This window comes from Microbacterium sp. HA-8 (genome assembly GCF_046111165.1).
Lineage (GTDB): Bacteria > Actinomycetota > Actinomycetes > Actinomycetales > Microbacteriaceae > Microbacterium.
Window position 1 is genome coordinate 1,795,314 of sequence record NZ_CP162025.1, and the last position, 15,910, is coordinate 1,811,223.

The 15,910-nt window shown below is 68.6% G+C and carries 16 protein-coding genes; 10 read left to right on the top strand and 6 right to left on the bottom strand.

Annotated elements, in window-relative coordinates; genetic code table 11:
* Nucleotides 1-40 precede the first annotated feature (40 nt).
* From AB2L57_RS08530 to AB2L57_RS08545, 4 genes are read left to right on the top strand one after another with little or no spacing between them, the layout of a single operon-like run.
* Nucleotides 41-1,096: a hypothetical protein gene (locus AB2L57_RS08530; protein ID WP_292813759.1), complete on the top strand. Its 1,056-nt coding sequence runs from the start codon at nt 41-43 to the stop codon at nt 1,094-1,096.
* A gap of 22 nt (nt 1,097-1,118) precedes the next feature.
* Nucleotides 1,119-2,459 carry a histidinol dehydrogenase gene (gene hisD / locus AB2L57_RS08535; protein ID WP_292813761.1) on the top strand — a complete coding sequence of 447 codons (1,341 nt, stop codon included), beginning with the start codon at nt 1,119-1,121 and terminating at the stop codon, nt 2,457-2,459.
* 21 nt (nt 2,460-2,480) lie between these two features.
* The gene (gene nrdR, locus AB2L57_RS08540; RefSeq protein ID WP_292813763.1) at nt 2,481-2,954 is read left to right on the top strand and encodes a transcriptional regulator NrdR; all 474 of its coding nucleotides are present in this window, start codon (nt 2,481-2,483) and stop codon (nt 2,952-2,954) included.
* A gap of 44 nt (nt 2,955-2,998) precedes the next feature.
* On the top strand, nt 2,999-4,024 hold the full coding sequence (locus tag AB2L57_RS08545; protein ID WP_292813765.1) for a quinone-dependent dihydroorotate dehydrogenase: 1,026 nt from the start codon (nt 2,999-3,001) through the stop codon (nt 4,022-4,024).
* Between the two features lie 7 nt (nt 4,025-4,031).
* Here the strand turns inward: AB2L57_RS08545 and AB2L57_RS08550 are convergent, their stop codons facing one another.
* A complete protein-coding gene (locus AB2L57_RS08550; protein WP_292813767.1) occupies nt 4,032-4,601 on the bottom strand; it encodes a DUF3043 domain-containing protein in 570 nt (189 codons plus the stop codon).
* A gap of 48 nt (nt 4,602-4,649) precedes the next feature.
* Between AB2L57_RS08550 and AB2L57_RS08555 the strand changes: the two genes are divergently transcribed.
* The 5 genes from AB2L57_RS08555 (at nt 4,650) to AB2L57_RS08575 (ending at nt 9,684) form a co-directional block, all read left to right on the top strand.
* Nucleotides 4,650-6,071 carry a dipeptidase gene (locus tag AB2L57_RS08555; protein WP_292813769.1) on the top strand — a complete coding sequence of 474 codons (1,422 nt, stop codon included), beginning with the start codon at nt 4,650-4,652 and terminating at the stop codon, nt 6,069-6,071.
* A gap of 33 nt (nt 6,072-6,104) precedes the next feature.
* A complete protein-coding gene (gene erpA, locus AB2L57_RS08560; protein ID WP_292813771.1) occupies nt 6,105-6,467 on the top strand; it encodes an iron-sulfur cluster insertion protein ErpA in 363 nt (120 codons plus the stop codon).
* A gap of 122 nt (nt 6,468-6,589) precedes the next feature.
* Entirely contained in the window at nt 6,590-7,480 is an 891-nt protein-coding gene (gene coxB, locus AB2L57_RS08565; protein WP_292813773.1) for a cytochrome c oxidase subunit II, read from the top strand.
* 5 nt (nt 7,481-7,485) lie between these two features.
* A complete protein-coding gene (ctaD, locus tag AB2L57_RS08570; RefSeq protein WP_292813775.1) occupies nt 7,486-9,249 on the top strand; it encodes a cytochrome c oxidase subunit I in 1,764 nt (587 codons plus the stop codon).
* On the top strand, nt 9,250-9,684 hold the full coding sequence (locus tag AB2L57_RS08575; RefSeq protein WP_292813777.1) for a cytochrome c oxidase subunit 4: 435 nt from the start codon (nt 9,250-9,252) through the stop codon (nt 9,682-9,684).
* A gap of 71 nt (nt 9,685-9,755) precedes the next feature.
* Here the strand turns inward: AB2L57_RS08575 and AB2L57_RS08580 are convergent, their stop codons facing one another.
* The 5 genes from AB2L57_RS08580 to AB2L57_RS08600 form a co-directional block, all read right to left on the bottom strand.
* Nucleotides 9,756-10,160, bottom strand: coding sequence for a rhodanese-like domain-containing protein (locus AB2L57_RS08580; RefSeq protein ID WP_409048572.1), 405 nt, complete (start codon nt 10,158-10,160; stop codon nt 9,756-9,758).
* A gap of 183 nt (nt 10,161-10,343) precedes the next feature.
* Nucleotides 10,344-12,158: a cytochrome b gene (locus AB2L57_RS08585; RefSeq protein WP_409048573.1), complete on the bottom strand. Its 1,815-nt coding sequence runs from the start codon at nt 12,156-12,158 to the stop codon at nt 10,344-10,346.
* A complete protein-coding gene (locus AB2L57_RS08590) occupies nt 12,155-13,210 on the bottom strand; it encodes a ubiquinol-cytochrome c reductase iron-sulfur subunit (protein ID WP_292814081.1) in 1,056 nt (351 codons plus the stop codon). Before AB2L57_RS08590 ends, AB2L57_RS08585 begins: the two co-directional genes overlap by 4 nt.
* A 38-nt stretch (nt 13,211-13,248) precedes the next feature.
* Nucleotides 13,249-14,043 carry a c-type cytochrome gene (locus AB2L57_RS08595; RefSeq protein WP_292814084.1) on the bottom strand — a complete coding sequence of 265 codons (795 nt, stop codon included), beginning with the start codon at nt 14,041-14,043 and terminating at the stop codon, nt 13,249-13,251.
* A gap of 19 nt (nt 14,044-14,062) precedes the next feature.
* Nucleotides 14,063-14,704 carry a heme-copper oxidase subunit III gene (locus AB2L57_RS08600; RefSeq protein WP_292814087.1) on the bottom strand — a complete coding sequence of 214 codons (642 nt, stop codon included), beginning with the start codon at nt 14,702-14,704 and terminating at the stop codon, nt 14,063-14,065.
* A gap of 134 nt (nt 14,705-14,838) precedes the next feature.
* Between AB2L57_RS08600 and trpD the strand changes: the two genes are divergently transcribed.
* The gene (gene trpD, locus AB2L57_RS08605) at nt 14,839-15,897 is read left to right on the top strand and encodes an anthranilate phosphoribosyltransferase (protein ID WP_409048574.1); all 1,059 of its coding nucleotides are present in this window, start codon (nt 14,839-14,841) and stop codon (nt 15,895-15,897) included.
* Nucleotides 15,898-15,910: the final 13 nt, after the last annotated feature.

Here is a 15,910-nt window from a genome sequence, read left to right on the forward strand (position 1 = left end):
GGTAGCAGGGCGCTCCGGCGCCGATCAGAAGGAGACGACTGTGACCGACGAGAAGCTGCACGAAGAGCCCGCCGACGGTGCGGAATCGCTCGACGAGACGGTGATCCGCGACTCGGAGAAGCGGCCGGACGACGACAGCCAGTACGGCGTCGGCGGATTCACTGTGCGCGAGCTCGCGATCCTCGGAGCCTGGGTGATCGCCTTCGTCGTGTCGTTCTTCTCCTACCTCGATCGGCCGTTCCAGTCCGTGTGGATGGCGGGAATCGACTGGGTGCTCACCATCGGCGTGCCCACGGTCGCGGTGTTCCTCATCGTCCTGCGCCGTTTCTCTCCCGACGGCATCCGCCGTGTCGGATCCCTCGGCATCGACCAGTTCGCGTCCGTCGCCTTCTCGGTGGCCACGGTCGTCTGGCTCACCTACATCTGGAACACCGTCGCGACGGTCGCCGACGGCGGCCCCTGGTACACCTCATGGGTCGTCTGGGTCGAGTTCTTCGCGATGCTGGCGCTGGTGTTCTTCACCGTCGCCGCGCCCTACATCGCCCCCTTCGACGAGGACTTCCGCGGTCGCCCCGAGGCGCCCGCGCACCGCAACGCCCGAGCCGTGCGCCGGGTGGTGGCCCGCCCGCGCCCCGAGCCGGTCGCGCCCGCCGAGCCCGAGACCGCGGCGTACGACGCCGCTCCGCACGAAGATCAGGGCTCCAACCCTTACGCCGCCACGGGGGCGTTCTCGATCAGCGGCGACGGCCGCGTCGAGCCCGCGGATCGGACCGACACCGGAGCGCAGCCCGACTTCGCCGACTCGGATCAGTGGGCGCCGACGCCCGCTTACGCGCGCAGCGGATACGACACCGGGGCGCAGCCGGTGGCCGAGCCGGAGCCCGCTCCCGCGCCCGCCGTCTCGCACCAGCCGTTCTGGGCTCTCGTGCCCGAGCCCCGCGACGTCGTCGACGAACGCACCGGTCAGCCGCTGTTCCGCATCGACGCCACGGCCTGGGCGCTCGTCGTCGTCGACCGCGGATCGAGCTTCCTCGTCCGGCACGAGGACGGCCGGGTCGGCGTGCTCTACGACGTCTCCGGCGTCACGCGCGGCTGACGCCCCGACGTATCCTGGAACGATGCGCACGATCGACCTCCGCGGCACGTCCGCGCGCGATGCCGCCGCCCTGGTTCCGCGGGCGACCGCGGCCCGCGAGAACGCCCTGCGCGTCGCCGGCGACATCGTCACGGACGTGCGCGAGCGCGGCGAGGCGGCGCTGCGCGAGCAGGCCGAGCGCTTCGACGGCGTGAGCGGTCACCCCCTCCGGGTGCCCCGTGCACAGATCGACGCGGCGGTCGCGGATCTCGATCCGGACGTGCGCGCGGCTCTCGAAGAGGCCATCGTGCGTGTCCGTCGCGCCTCCGCGGCGCAGGTCCCCCCGCCCTCGGTCACCGAGCTCGCTCCCGGCGCACGGGTCACCCAGCGCTGGCAGCCCGTCCGTCGCGCGGGGGTATATGTGCCCGGCGGCAAGGCCGTGTACCCCTCGAGCGTCGTCATGAACGTCGTGCCCGCCCAGGTCGCCGGTGTCGAGGGTGTCGCCCTCGCCTCGCCGCCGCAGCGACCGGACGGCGGCGTGCACCCCACGATCCTCGCCGCGGCGGGTCTGCTCGGCGTCGACGAGGTCTACGCGATCGGGGGAGCGGGGGCGATCGCCGCCCTCGCCTACGGGGTGCCCGAGATCGCCCTCGAAGCAGTGGATGTCGTCACCGGCCCGGGCAACAACTTCGTCGCGGCGGCCAAGCGGCATGTCGCGGGCGTCGTCGGCACGGACTCAGAGGCGGGGGCGACCGAGATTCTCGTCATCGCCGATGCCGACGCCGATCCGCGCCTGGTCGCCGCCGATCTCGTCAGTCAGGCCGAGCACGACGAACAGGCGGGTGCGGTGCTCGTCACCGATTCGCCCGACCTCGCCCGCGCCGTCGAGGTCACGGTAGGCGAGCTCGCCGCCCGGACCCGTCATGCCGACCGCGTGCGGCAGGCGCTCTCGGGCACGCAGTCCGCGATCGTGCTCGTCGACGACCTCGCGTCGGCGGCGGCGTTCAGCAACGCGTACGCTCCGGAGCACCTCGAGGTGCTCACCGCCGAACCGGAGGCGCTTCTGCCCGCCCTGACCAACGCGGGCGCCATCTTCGTCGGCGAGAACTCCCCGGTGAGCCTCGGCGACTACCTGGCGGGCAGCAACCACGTGCTGCCCACCGGCGGACAGGCGCGGTACGCGGCCGGCCTCGGGGCCCACACCTTCGTCCGGCCACAGCAGGTCATCTCCTACGACCGCGCCGCGCTGTCGGCGGTCGCCGACGCGATCGTCGCCCTCGCGGAGGCGGAGGCCCTGCCCGCCCACGGCGAGGCGGTGACCGCCCGGTTCACCGCGGCGCCCGCATCCGCCCGCCCGGTGGCTACGGCAGCATCCGCCGACTGACACCGACCCGCCGAGAGAGCCATGCACTGCCCGTTCTGCCGCCACGCCGATTCACGCGTCATCGACTCGCGCACGAGTGACGACGGTCTCTCGATCCGTCGCCGACGGCAGTGCCCCGAGTGCGGTGGACGTTTCTCCACGATCGAGACGGCGAGCCTCAACGTGATCAAGCGTTCGGGCGTCATCGAGCCGTTCAGCCGCGAGAAGGTCATGTCGGGAGTGCGCAAGGCCTGTCAGGGGCGGCCCGTCACCGAGGCCGATCTGGCGATGCTCGCGCAGAGCGTCGAGGAGGCCGTTCGTCAGACCGGGTCCTCCCAGATCGACGCCAACGACATAGGCCTGGCAATCCTCGGCCCGCTGCGCGAACTCGACGAGATCGCCTATCTGCGGTTCGCGAGCGTCTATCAGGCCTTCGAGACCCTCGACGACTTCGAGTCCGCGATCGGCGAGCTGCGCGCCGATCACGAGCGCCCGCGCCGACCGGCATCGGAGTGACGCGCCGGGGCCGGGGCGCCCCGACCCGGTAATCTGGGCGAGCCATGTATCGCGCCCTCTTCACGCACGTCCTCTCGCGTCTCGATCCCGAAACCGCCCACCATCTCGCGATGGGTGTGATCCGCGTCCTGGGCGAGCGGCCGTTCGCGTGGGCCGCGCGCGCCGTCACCAGGCCCGCACCCGGCACGGGTGTGCAGGCCCTCGGGCTCGACTTCCCGACGCCGTTCGGCGTCGCCGCCGGATTCGACAAGGACGCGGTCGGTGCGCTCGGCCTCGGGGCGCTCGGATTCGGGCACGTCGAGGTGGGGACCGTCACGGCGCTGCCGCAGCTCGGCAATCCGCGCCCCCGGCTGTTCCGGCTCATCCCCGATCGCGCCGTCGTCAACCGGATGGGTTTCAACAACCGGGGGGCGGATGCTGCGGCCCGCCGCCTGCGGCGCCTGCGGCGTCGCGGCGACCGGCCGATCATCGGCGTCAACATCGGCAAGAGCCGGGTGGCCGAGGTCGAGCAGGCGGCCGAGGACTACGTGCGCAGCGCGACGCTGCTCGCCCCGCTGGCGGATTACCTCGCCGTCAACGTCTCGTCGCCGAACACCCCCGGGCTGCGCACCCTTCAGGCGGTCGAGACCCTCGCTCCGCTGCTCACGGCGGTGAAGGTCGCGGCCGGATCGACGCCACTGCTTGTGAAGATCGCCCCCGACCTGCCGGATGAGGAGGTCGAGGCGATCGCGCGGCTGGCCGTGGACCTCGGGCTTGCGGGGATCATCGCGACGAACACGACGATCTCCCGCGGCGGCCTCCTGACCGATGCCGCGCTCGTCGAGGCGGCGGGAGTCGGGGGACTGTCCGGGGCGCCCCTGCGCGCACGGTCGCTGGCGGTCCTGCGCCTCATCCGCGGTGTTGTTCCGGCCGATTTCTGCGTGATCTCCGTCGGCGGTGTCGAGACGGCGACCGACGTGCGTGAGCGCCTCGCCGCGGGCGCGACGCTCGTCCAGGGGTACACGGCGTTCCTGTACCGGGGGCCGCTGTGGGCCCGTCAGATCAATCGGGGACTGGCGCTCGCCCGCTGATCAGCGCTCAGACGACCTTCGTGCCCCGACGCACCTGCGGCTTGGGCAGGCGCAGGAACCGCATCTGCATCGAGCGCATGGCGGCGTACCACCCCGTCCCTCGCTCGAGCTTGCTCTCGCCGAACTTGCGGCGCACGGCGCGCTTGGCGCGCACGGATGTGAGCACCATGTCGAGGATCACGAGCAGGATGAAGCCCCACAGGGCGACGAACGAGTAGAACTGCACGACGGGGATGTTGATGAAGGTGAGCAGGATCACCACGATCATCGCAGGCATGACGAACTCGGCAAGATGCCAGCCGCCGTCGACGTAGTCACGCACGAAGCGGCGCTGCGGGCCCTTGTCCCGCACGGGCAGGTACTTCTCATCTCCCTGTGCCATGCCGGCGCGCGCCTGCTCGCGTTTGGCCTGCAGCTCTGCGCGGGCGCGCTGTTTGGCCTCCTTCGTGTCGGGCACGAGCGGGCGACGTCGCACCGCCTCCTGCTCGGCACGGGTGGGCGTGGGGCGGCCTTTGCCCGATCCCGCCGGGCTGGCCTGCTCGTCGCTGGGCAGCGGTGCTGCGGGTGTCTTGGCCACGATGAGTCCTTGTGATGTCGGAGGGAGGGTCGTCTTAAGATTACCCGCATGACTTCTGCGGTGCCCCTGCCCTCCTCGAACATCCGCGCACTCGTCGAAGACGGCATCCCCACCGCCCTCGCCGACCTCGGCGCCCTCGTGCGCATTCCCGGCATCGCGTGGCCGGCCTTCGATCAGTCGCAGCTCGAGCGCAGCGCCGACGCGGTCGCCGCCCTTGCCGAGGGCACGGGCGTCTTCGATGAGGTGCGCGTGCTCCGTGCGGCGGTGCCCGGCACCGACGAACTCGGCCAGCCGGCGGTGCTCGCCACGCGCGCTGCCCGGCCGGGCAGGCCCACGGTGCTTCTCTACGCCCACCACGACGTGCAGCCGCCCGGCGCCGACGAGCTCTGGGATTCGCCGCCCTTCGAGCCGACGGTGCGCGGGGGCCGCCTGTACGGCCGCGGGGCCGCGGACGACAAGGCGGGGATCATGACGCACATCGCGGCGATCCGGGCGCTGCGCGCGGACGCCGACGCCGCGGGGGAGGACCTCGGTCTCGGGCTCGTCCTCTTCGTCGAGGGGGAGGAGGAGTACGGCTCACGCTCGTTCGCGCAGTTCCTCTCCGACAACCGCGACGCGCTGCGCGCCGACGCGATCGTCGTCGCCGACTCCGGCAACTGGGATTCCGACACTCCCGCGCTCACGGTGTCGCTGCGCGGCAACGCCCGCTTCACGCTGAGGGTGCGTACGTTGGCGCACGCCTCCCACTCCGGGATGTTCGGCGGCGCCGTCCCCGATGCCGTCACGGCTCTCGTGAAGCTGCTCGCGACGCTCTGGGACCACGAGGGCGCCGTGGCGGTGGAGGGGATGCGCTCACGCGACGCCGCGACGCCGCCCTACACCGAGCAGACCCTGCGCGAGGAGGCGGGCCTGCTGCCGGGTGTCTCGCCCATCGGCCGCGGAGAGATCCTCTCCCGCATCTGGAACCAGCCCTCGATCACCGTGACCGGCATCGACCACACCACGGTCGCCGCCGCCTCGAACACCCTCGCACCCGAGGTGTCCGTCGTGGTCAGCGCGCGCGTGGCGCCGGGTCAGCCCGCAGCAGAGGCTTTCGCGGCGCTCGAGGCGCACCTGCGTGCCCGCGCTCCCTTCGGGGCCGAGCTGACCTTCACGGATATCGACCTCGGCGACGGGTTCCTCGTCGACACCTCGGGATGGGCGGTGGGCGCGGTGCGCGCGGCCTTCGCCGAGGGGTACGGCGTCGACCCCGTCGATGTGGGCGTGGGGGGCAGCATCCCCTTCATCGCCGACCTGGTGCGCGAGTTCCCCGACGCGCAGATCCTCGTGACGGGGGTCGAGGATCCGCACTCCCGCGCGCACAGTCCCAACGAGTCGTTGCACCTCGACACGTTCCGGCACGCCATCCTCAGCGAGGCGCTGCTGCTTCGGGCCGCGAACGACCGTGAAGCGCAGGCGCCGTCGGCGTGACGCGCGGGTAGACTCTCGGCAAGGAGGACTGCCATGACCGACACCACGATCATTCCCACCGAGGCTCCCGCCCACGGCGTCAAGCTCACGACGGAGGCCGCGACCAAGGTCAAGAGCCTGCTCGCGCAGGAGGGACGTGACGATCTTCGTCTCCGCGTCGCCGTCCAGCCCGGCGGCTGCTCGGGCCTGATCTACCAGCTCTACTTCGACGAGCGCCAGCTCGACGGCGACGAGACGGTCGACTTCGACGGCGTCGAGGTCATCGTCGACAACATGAGCGTGCCGTATCTCGACGGCGCGTCGATCGACTTCAAGGACACGATCTCGGAGCAGGGGTTCACCATCGACAACCCCAATGCCGCCGGCAGCTGCGCCTGCGGCGACAGCTTCCACTGAGCCCTTCAGAGCGCTCAGCAGACGCCCAGTCCGACGCGTGTCGGGCTGGGCGTCTGGCCTGAGTCGGGTGTGAATTGCCCTAGACTGACGAGAGTCACAACCGCGACCCGGAAAGGTGCACCGTGCGCTCCAAACGCCGCCTTCGCTGGGCCGCTATCCCCGTCGGGATCGCGGCAGCCGGCATCCTCGCAGGATGCACGCAGACGGAGCTCAACGGGTTCCTTCCCGGCTTCGAGGGTGAAGACACACCCGCCACGAACCACACCGAGATGATCTCCGGTCTGTGGGTCAACTCGTGGATCGTGCTTCTCGCCGTGGGTGTGGTGACCTGGGGTCTGATGCTGTGGGCGATGATCGTCTACCGCCGCCGCAAGGGCCAGAGCGGGCTGCCCGTGCAGCTGCGCTACAACATGCCGATCGAGATCTTCTACACGCTCGTGCCGCTGATCCTCGTCGGCGGATTCTTCGCCTTCACTGCGCGCGACCAGGCGATCCTCGAGACGCAGTACGAAGACCCGGACGTGTCGATCGTCGCGATCGGCAAGCAGTGGGCGTGGGACTTCCAGTACAACGGCGATGACGAGGACGGCTCCGACGCCGTCTGGACGATGGGCGTCCAGGCCGTTCCCGCCGCCAACGGCGACGTCGATCAGGCCGCTTTGCCCACCCTCGTGCTCCCGGTCGATCAGACCGTCCAGATCGAACTGCAGTCGCGCGATGTCATCCACTCGTTCTGGGTCATCGACTTCCTCTACAAGAAGGACATGTACCCCGGCCGCGACAACTTCTGGTCGTTCACGCCGACCCGTGAGGGCACCTTCGCGGGCAAGTGCGCGGAGCTGTGTGGCGAATACCACTCGGCGATGCTCTTCAACGTCGAGGTCGTGAGCGCCGACGAGTACGAGGACTACCTCGACTCTCTCCGCGACGCGGGTCAGGTCGGCGACATCACCGACGACTACGACCGCAACACCAACCTGCCCGGTACCGGGGCGGCGTCCGAGGAAGGCTGACACAGATGGCCACGACACTTCCCCTCCAGGAGCACTCGCCCTCGCGTGCCACCACGATCCCGCCGCGTCAGGCGGCCCTGCTCAGTCGCTCCCGCGTCGAGCAGAAGGGCAACATCGTCGTCAAGTGGATCACCTCCACCGACCACAAGACGATCGGGTACATGTACCTGATCGCCTCGGTGCTGTTCTTCCTCCTCGGTGGCGTGATGGCCCTCATCATCCGCGCCGAGCTCTTCGCGCCGGGCATGCAGGTCATCCCGACGAAGGAGCAGTACAACCAGCTGTTCACGATGCACGGCACGATCATGCTGCTCATGTTCGCGACGCCCCTCTTCGCGGGCTTCGCCAACGTCATGATGCCGCTGCAGATCGGCGCCCCCGATGTGGCCTTCCCACGTCTGAACGCCTTCGCGTTCTGGCTGTTCCTGTTCGGATCGACCATCGCGGTCTCCGGCTTCCTCACCCCGCAGGGCGCGGCATCCTTCGGCTGGTTCGCGTATCAACCGCTCGCGAACGCCTCGTTCTCGCCGGGAGCCGGCGGCAATCTATGGATGCTGGGCCTCGGTATGAGCGGTTTCGGCACCATCCTCGGTGCGGTCAACTTCATCACGACGATCATCACGATGCGCGCTCCCGGCATGACGATGTGGCGCATGCCCATCTTCACCTGGAACACCCTCGTGACGAGCCTGCTCATCCTGATGGCATTCCCCGTCCTCGCGGCCGCGATCTTCGCCGCCGCCGCGGACCGCGTGCTCGGTGCGCACATCTACGATCCCGCGAACGGCGGCGTGCTGCTCTGGCAGCACCTGTTCTGGTTCTTCGGTCACCCCGAGGTGTACATCATCGCCCTGCCGTTCTTCGGCATCGTGTCCGAGATCTTCCCGGTCTTCAGCCGCAAGCCGATCTTCGGCTACAAGACGCTCGTGTACGCGACCATCGCGATCGCGGCGCTGTCCGTCGCGGTCTGGGCGCACCACATGTACGTCACCGGTGCGGTTCTGCTTCCCTTCTTCGCACTCATGACGATGCTGATCGCGGTTCCGACGGGTGTGAAGATCTTCAACTGGATCGGCACGCTCTGGCGAGGATCCGTGACGTTCGAGACCCCGATGGTGTTTGCGCTCGGGTTCCTCATCTCGTTCGTCTTCGGAGGGCTCACGGGCGTCATCCTCGCGTCGCCGCCGCTGGACTTCGCGCTGTCCGACTCCTATTTCGTCGTGGCGCACTTCCACTACGTGGTCTTCGGAACCGTGGTGTTCGCGATGTTCGCGGGCTTCTACTTCTGGTGGCCCAAGTGGACCGGTCGCATGCTCAACGAGCGCCTCGGCTACGTGCACTTCTGGCTGCTGTTCATCGGCTTCCACATGACCTTCCTCATCCAGCACTGGCTGGGCGTCGACGGCATGGTCCGGCGCTACGCGGACTACGCCGAGGCCGACGGCTGGACCTGGCAGAATCAGTTCTCCACGATCGGATCGATGGTGCTCGCCGCGTCGATGCTGCCCTTCCTCCTGAACGTGTGGATCACCGCGCGCAAGGCGCCGAAGGTCACGGTCAACGACCCGTGGGGGTACGGAGCTTCGCTGGAGTGGGCCACCTCGTGCCCGCCGCCGCGACACAACTTCACCTCGATCCCGCGGATCCGCAGTGAGCGTCCCGCGTTCGATCTCAATCACCCCGAGGCAGGCCTGCCCGTCGGCGTGGGTCCCGCGAAGGACGCACCCGATGCCCCGGTTGTCGACCTTGCCCAGGGAGGGGTGAAGTAAGTGCGCTCCAACGTCGTCCTCTGGTGGATCCTGGCCGCGTTCTTCGGTCTCGTCGCCGTGGTCTACACGGCCTGGAACATCGTCGCGCACCCCAACGTGGCGTGGTACAACGGCATCGAGTGGGTCGGTTCCGTGGCCCTGCTGTTCGTCACCATCATGGCCGCGTTCATCGCGTGGTATCTCGATCGGGTGCACAAAGCTCAGGGCGGCGAACTGCCCGAGGATGTGCTAACGGCCGACATCGATGACGGAGACCCCGAGCTCGGCCACTTCAGCCCGTGGTCGTGGTGGCCGATCGTGCTTGCTTTCGCGGCCGGCGTTGCGCTGGTCGGACTGGCGGTGGGTACCTGGATGGTGCCGATAGGCTTCGCGATCTTCCTCGTCGCGATCGTCGGCTGGGTTTACGAGTACTACCGCGGGTATTTCGCGCACTGAGTGCGCACTCGCGACGTTCGAATGCGGCGCCTCCCGTGTGGGAGGCGCCGCACTTCACGTGAGCAGGCCGATCAGGAGCGGACGACCATCACCTGCGGGTCGAAGGTGCGGGGAAGGGGACCCTCGTCGTTCTCCGTCGGTTGCCCTTCGCGCACCCAGTATTCGTAGCCGCCGATCATCTCGCGTACGGGCAGCCCGAGGCGGGCGAACGCGAGGGCACCCTTCGCGCCGGCGTTGCAACCGGGGCTCCAGCAGTAGACCACGATGGGCACGTCGGGATCGAACTCGGCCACACGCGCGGGGATGTCACGATAGGGCACGTGCACGGCGCCGCTGATGCGGCCCTGGCGCCACGCCTCGTCGCTGCGCACATCCACCAGCACGAAGGCGTCTCCGGCCTTCTGTGCGGCGTATACGTCGGAGGCGTCGGTCTCGTGCTGGAGTTTTGCGGCGAAGTAGGACACGGCGTCGATCATGATCCGAGCCTAGAAGCGCGCGGAACGACGGCCGAGACCAAAGACCGCCACCTTTCGGCGTGTTCCTGCCGAATGGCCAGCTGGTCAAGGCTGCGGCGGCCCGGTAGGGCGGGGGTGCGCGCGTCGCCCATGACAAAGGCCCCGCGCGAACCGGAGTTCGCACGGGGCCCTGTGAAGCGGCGCTCAGTCGTTGTCGGACGGACGCTTCTTCGGAGTCTTCTTCTCTTCGACCTCCGGCGCGACGACCGTGGTGGGTCGCACGGCGGTCTCGTGCAGGCGCTGGGTCTGGTCGGCCACGAGCGGAGCGTCGGGAGCCCCGGCGCGGTCGTGCGCGCCCTGGATCTCGGCGGTCTCTTCTTCGGCGATGTGGTCGAGGGCGTGGTGCTGGTGCGCCAGCGCCGCATCGACCTCGGACTGCGTGACGGGCGTTAGGCGGTCCTCGAACAACCAGCGGGAGAGCGACGCGCGCACGTTCTGGTGCCAGGGGATCCGTCCCTGCGCGTTCGGACGAACGACCAACGGTTCGTTCGTCTCGTAGGAGACGAGCTTCCAGCGCTCGTACTCGTCGACGGGCTGGTGAACCTCGATGAACTCACCACCGGGCAGACGCACGATCCGCCCCGACTCGTACCCGTGCAGGGCTATCTCGCGGTCCTTCTTCTGCAGCGCGATGCAGATGCGCTTGGTGATGACGTACGCCAGGATCGGCCCGACGATGAGCGAGGCCTGCAGCGTGTGGATCACTCCCTCCATCGTCAGCCAGAAGTGCGTGGCGATGATGTCGGACGAGGCGGCGGCCCACAGTACCGCGTAGAAGGTGACACCGGCGGCGCCGATGGCGGTGCGGGTGGCGGCGTTGCGGGGGCGCTGCGCGATGTGGTGCTCGCGCTTGTCGCCCGTGATCCACGCCTCGATGAAGGGGTAGATCGTGACGAGCACGATGAACAGACCCAGCACCGCGAGCGGGATGATGATGTTCCACGACCAGGTGCGGTCGAGGAAGACCGTCTCGAGGTGCGGGGGCACGAGTCGCAGCGCGCCATCGGCGAAGCCGATGTACCAGTCGGGCTGGGTGCCGGCGGAGACGGGGGAGGGGTCGTAGGGGCCGTAGTTCCAGATCGGGTTGATCTGGAACAGCGATGCGACCAGGACGATGACGCCGAAGGTGATGAAGAAGAAGCCACCCATCTTGGACATGTAGACCGGCATCATCGGGTAGCCGACCACGTTGTCGTTCGTGCGGCCGGGGCCCGCGAACTGGGTGTGCTTGTTGACGATCATCAGGAGCAGGTGGACGGCGATCAGCGCGACGACGAGGGCCGGGAGGATCAGGATGTGCAGCACGTACAGGCGGCCGACGATCTCCGTGCCGGGGAACTCTCCACCGAACAGCAGGAACGAGGTCCACGTGCCGATCAGGGGGATCCCCTTGATCATGCCGTCGATGATGCGCAGGCCGTTGCCCGAGAGCAGGTCGTCGGGAAGCGAGTAACCGGTGAAGCCCTCGGCCATCGCCAGGACGAATAGGACGAAGCCGATCACCCAGTTCAGCTCGCGGGGCTTGCGGAAGGCTCCCGTGAAGAAGACGCGCAGCATATGCACGCCGATGCCGGCCACGAAGATCAGTGCGGCCCAGTGGTGGATCTGACGGACGAGAAGCCCGCCGCGCAGATCGAACGAGATGTGGAGCGTTGACTCCATGGCCGCCGACATCGGGATGCCGCGCATCGGCGCCCAGGAGCCGTTGTAGTGGGTCTCGACCATCGACGCCTGGAAGAAGAACGTGAGGAACGTTCCGGAGATCAGGACGACGACGAAGCTCCACAGGGCGATCTCGCCGAGCATGAACGACCAGTGGTCGGGGAAGATCTTGCGACCGAGCTCTTTGACCAGCCCGGAGATGCTGGTGCGCTCATCGATGTAGTTCGCTGTGGCGCCGACGAAGCGACCGCCCAGGGGCGGCTGCTTCGGTTCGCTCTTCGCGGTTGCGGTGCTCAATGACGCTCCCAGAAACTCGGACCGACGGGTTCGGTGAAGTCGCTCTGCGCGATGAGGTATCCCTCGTCGTCGACGGCGATGGGCAGCTGCGGCAGCGCACGGGCGGCGGGGCCGAAGATGACCGCAGCGCCACGCGACACGTCGAACTGCGACTGATGGCAGGGGCAGAGCAGGTGATGGGTCTGCTGCTCGTAGAGCGCGACGGGGCATCCGACGTGCGTGCACACCTTGGAGTACGCGACGATGCCGTCATACGACCAGGACGCGCGCTCCTCGGTCTCGACGAGCTGCTCGGGCAGCAGACGCATGAGCAGGACGATCGCCTTCGCCTTCTCCTCGAGGTACCCCTCGTCGTGCCCGAGCTCCGCGAGGGGTTCGGGGATGACGTGGAATGCCGAGCCCAGCGTGACATCGGCCGCGCGGATCGGGGTTCCCGTGGGATCGAGGGCGAGGCGCATGCCCGGCTCCCACATCGTGTGGCTGAGCAGCTCGACGGGGTTCTCGCCCTGCGGCGCGAGTCCGCGGAAGAGGACGATGCCGGGGGCGACGGAGGCGACCAGCGCGGCGATGAGCGAGTTGCGGATCATCGCTCGGCGTCCGAACCCGGACTCGTCATTGGCGGCCGAGAAGGCGGCGACGGCGCCCGCACGCGTCGACTCGCGCCCACGCGTGGGGTGCCGCGCCTCGATGTGCTCGGTGTCGGCCATGACTGCTTTGGACCAGTGGATGGCGCCGACACCGATGGCCAGCAGCGCCAGGGCGATGCCCAGGCCGATGAAGAGGTTGTTGTCGCGGATCGATGCGACCTCGCCGTCCTCGATCGGGAACAGGAAGTACGCGGCGATCGCCCAGATGCTGCCTGCCACCGAGAGATAGAACAGGCCGTACACGGTGCGCACGGCGAGGCGCATCTTGTTCGGGTCCTGATCGGTGACGCGCGTCCGGTGGGGCGGCAGGCCCGGGTTGCGCACGGGATCGCTCACGGCAACGGCGAGGCCCGATGAGGGAGCGGGTCCCCGATCGTGCTCCGGTGCCTCGATCTCGTTAGCCATGGTGCTCCTCGTACTCAGAAGTTCTCGATGCGACGGGGTCAGTTGGACTTGGCCGTGATCCACACGGTGAACGCGACCAGCGCGCCGATTCCGAAGATCCAGATGAACAGGCCCTCGGACACGGGACCGAGCGAGCCGAGCGTGAAGCCGCCCGCGCCGGAGTTGCGTTCCATCCACAGCAGCGACGAGATGATGTCGCGCTTGTCTTCGGGGGAGAGGTTCAGGTCGTTGAAGACCGGCATGTTCTGCGGACCGGTGACCATCGCCGCGTAGATGTGGCGGGGGTCGACACCCACGAGCGAGGGGGCGTACTTGCCCTCGGTGAGGGCGCCGCCGGCTGCGGCGACGTTGTGGCACATCGCGCAGTTGATGCGGAAGAGCTCGGCTCCGTGGGCGACGTCGCCTTCGCCGTCGAGAACCTCGCCGCTGGCGATCTCGGGGCCCGGGGCGATGGACTGCACGTAGGCCGCCATCGCCGCGATCTGCTCGTCGGTGAACTGCACCGGCTTCTGCGGCGCCTGCGGTCCCTGCATCTGCAGGGGCATACGGCCAGTGGCGACCTGGAAGTCGACGGCCATGGCGCCGACACCGTACAGGCTGGGTCCGTTCTCGGTGCCCTGCAGGTCGAGACCGTGACAGGTGGCACAGTTGGCCTGGAAGAGCTTCTCGCCGTCGTCGACGGTGAGCGTCTGCGTGGCGACCTCGGGCGTCGAGGCCATCGCGGCGGACGCCCCGGCGTAGAGGCCACCCGTCAGCAGCAGACCGATTCCGATCAGGCCGGCGGCGGCGAGGGGGCTGCGCCGACCGCTGCGGCGTTTCTTCTCACGAGGCATGGCGAGGGGGTTCCGCTTTCTATTTCAGGAAGTAGATGACGGCGAACAGGGCGATCCAGACCACGTCGACGAAGTGCCAGTAGTACGACACGACGATGGCGCTGGTGGCCTCCTTGTGGCCGAAGTTGCGCACGGCGTAGGCGCGACCGATGACGAGCAGGAACGCGACGAGTCCGCCGGTGACGTGCAGGGCGTGGAAGCCCGTCGTCAGGTAGAACGCCGACGCGTAAGAGTCCGCCTCGATGGGCATGCCCTCCGTGATGAGCGTGGCGTACTCCCACACCTGACCGGAGACGAAGATCGCGCCCAGGATGAAGGTGAGGAAGAACCACTCGACCATTCCCCAGCCGAACAGCCCGCGCTTCTTCGCGGAGTACGGCTGGAAGCGCTCCGCGGCGAAGACGCCCATCTGGCATGTCACCGACGACAGCACCAGGATGATCGTGTTCACGAGCGCGAACGGAACGTTCAGCAGCTCGGTGCGCTCGGCCCACAGATCGGGGGAGGTGTTGCGCAGAGTGAAGTAGATGGCGAAGAGCCCGGCGAAGAACATGACTTCGCTGCCGAGCCACACGATGGTGCCGACGGCCACCGGATCAGGCCGTTTGATGGTCCTCGCCGCCGGGGCATAGGTCGCTGAGGTGGTCGTCACGTTCACCATTATGGCCGATGCTCGGGCTGCGAGATCGCATGGGCGGGTATCGATTTGGCCGCGTTGAAACTTAGGATCACCTAAGAACGCGCGTGGAATCACCCCCGCATTCCCCCTGCGTACGCCTCGTTAGGATCGCCTGTATGAGTGACGCCCCGACCTGGCCGGACCTGATAGCGAACCTTCTCGAGGGGCGCGATCTCCCCGTGTCGGAGGCGACGTGGGCCATGGCGCAGGTGATGACGGGCGAGACGACGCCGTCGCAGCTGGCGGGGTTCCTCATTGCCCTGCGCGCCAAGGGTGAGACCGTGGACGAGATCGTCGGATTCCGTGACGCCATCCTGGATGCCGCGCTGCCGCTCGATGTCTCCGCCGACGCCCTCGACATCGTGGGCACCGGCGGGGACCGCTTCGGGACGGTGAACGTCTCGACGATGGCATCTGTCGTGGCGGCAGCATCCGGGGTCCCCGTCATCAAGCACGGCAACAGGGCCGCCAGCAGCGCCTCGGGCTCGTCCGACGTGCTGGGAGCGCTCGGTGTGCCGATCTCGCTCACGCCGCAGGCGGTGGCCGAGACGCTCCGCCGCACGGGGATCACCTTCGTGTTCGCGGGCGGTTTCCATCCCGGGTTCGCGCACGCCGCGGCGACGCGCCGCGAGCTGGGCGTGCCCACCGTCTTCAACTTCCTGGGTCCCCTGTGCAACCCCGCGCGGGCGGAGGCGAACGCCGTGGGCGTCGCCCACCTCGACCGCGTACCCCTCATCACCGGCGTGTTCCGCACGCGGGGCGCGACGGCGCTGGTCTTCCGAGGGGACGACGGATTGGATGAGTTGACCACGACGGGGCACTCCCACATCTGGGAGGTCTCCCGCGGTGACATCCACGAGCACGACCTGGATCCGCGCGACCTGGGAATCCCCCGCGCGCGCATGGATCAGCTGCGCGGGGGCGACCCCGCGCACAACGCCGAGGTGGTGAGAGGGGTGCTCGGGGGCGAGACCGGCGCTGTGCGCGACATCGTGCTGCTGAACGCCGCGGCGGGTCTCGTGGCCTACCGGCTCTCGCACGACGCCGCCCAGGCTCAGCGCCCCATCGTCGAGCGCCTCGCCGAGGAGCGCGACCGCGCCGCGGCCGCGATCGATTCGGGTGCGGCCGCCGCCAAACTCACCCAGTGGATCGAGGTCTCGCGAGAGCTCGGCTGACGCCCGCGCCCGC

Bases quoted from the DNA above. Each gene is read 5' to 3' on its own strand.
- hisD (WP_292813761.1), top strand. From the start codon at position 1,119: ATGCGCACGATCGACCTCCGCGGCACGTCCGCGCGCGATGCCGCCGCC.
- nrdR (WP_292813763.1), top strand. From the start codon at position 2,481: ATGCACTGCCCGTTCTGCCGCCACGCCGATTCACGCGTCATCGACTCG.
- AB2L57_RS08545 (WP_292813765.1), top strand. From the start codon at position 2,999: ATGTATCGCGCCCTCTTCACGCACGTCCTCTCGCGTCTCGATCCCGAA.
- AB2L57_RS08555 (WP_292813769.1), top strand. From the start codon at position 4,650: ATGACTTCTGCGGTGCCCCTGCCCTCCTCGAACATCCGCGCACTCGTC.
- erpA (WP_292813771.1), top strand. From the start codon at position 6,105: ATGACCGACACCACGATCATTCCCACCGAGGCTCCCGCCCACGGCGTC.
- ctaD (WP_292813775.1), top strand. From the start codon at position 7,486: ATGGCCACGACACTTCCCCTCCAGGAGCACTCGCCCTCGCGTGCCACC.
- AB2L57_RS08580 (WP_409048572.1), bottom strand. From the start codon at position 10,160: ATGATCGACGCCGTGTCCTACTTCGCCGCAAAACTCCAGCACGAGACC.
- AB2L57_RS08590 (WP_292814081.1), bottom strand. From the start codon at position 13,210: ATGGCTAACGAGATCGAGGCACCGGAGCACGATCGGGGACCCGCTCCC.
- AB2L57_RS08595 (WP_292814084.1), bottom strand. From the start codon at position 14,043: ATGCCTCGTGAGAAGAAACGCCGCAGCGGTCGGCGCAGCCCCCTCGCC.
- AB2L57_RS08600 (WP_292814087.1), bottom strand. From the start codon at position 14,704: ATGGTGAACGTGACGACCACCTCAGCGACCTATGCCCCGGCGGCGAGG.
- trpD (WP_409048574.1), top strand. From the start codon at position 14,839: ATGAGTGACGCCCCGACCTGGCCGGACCTGATAGCGAACCTTCTCGAG.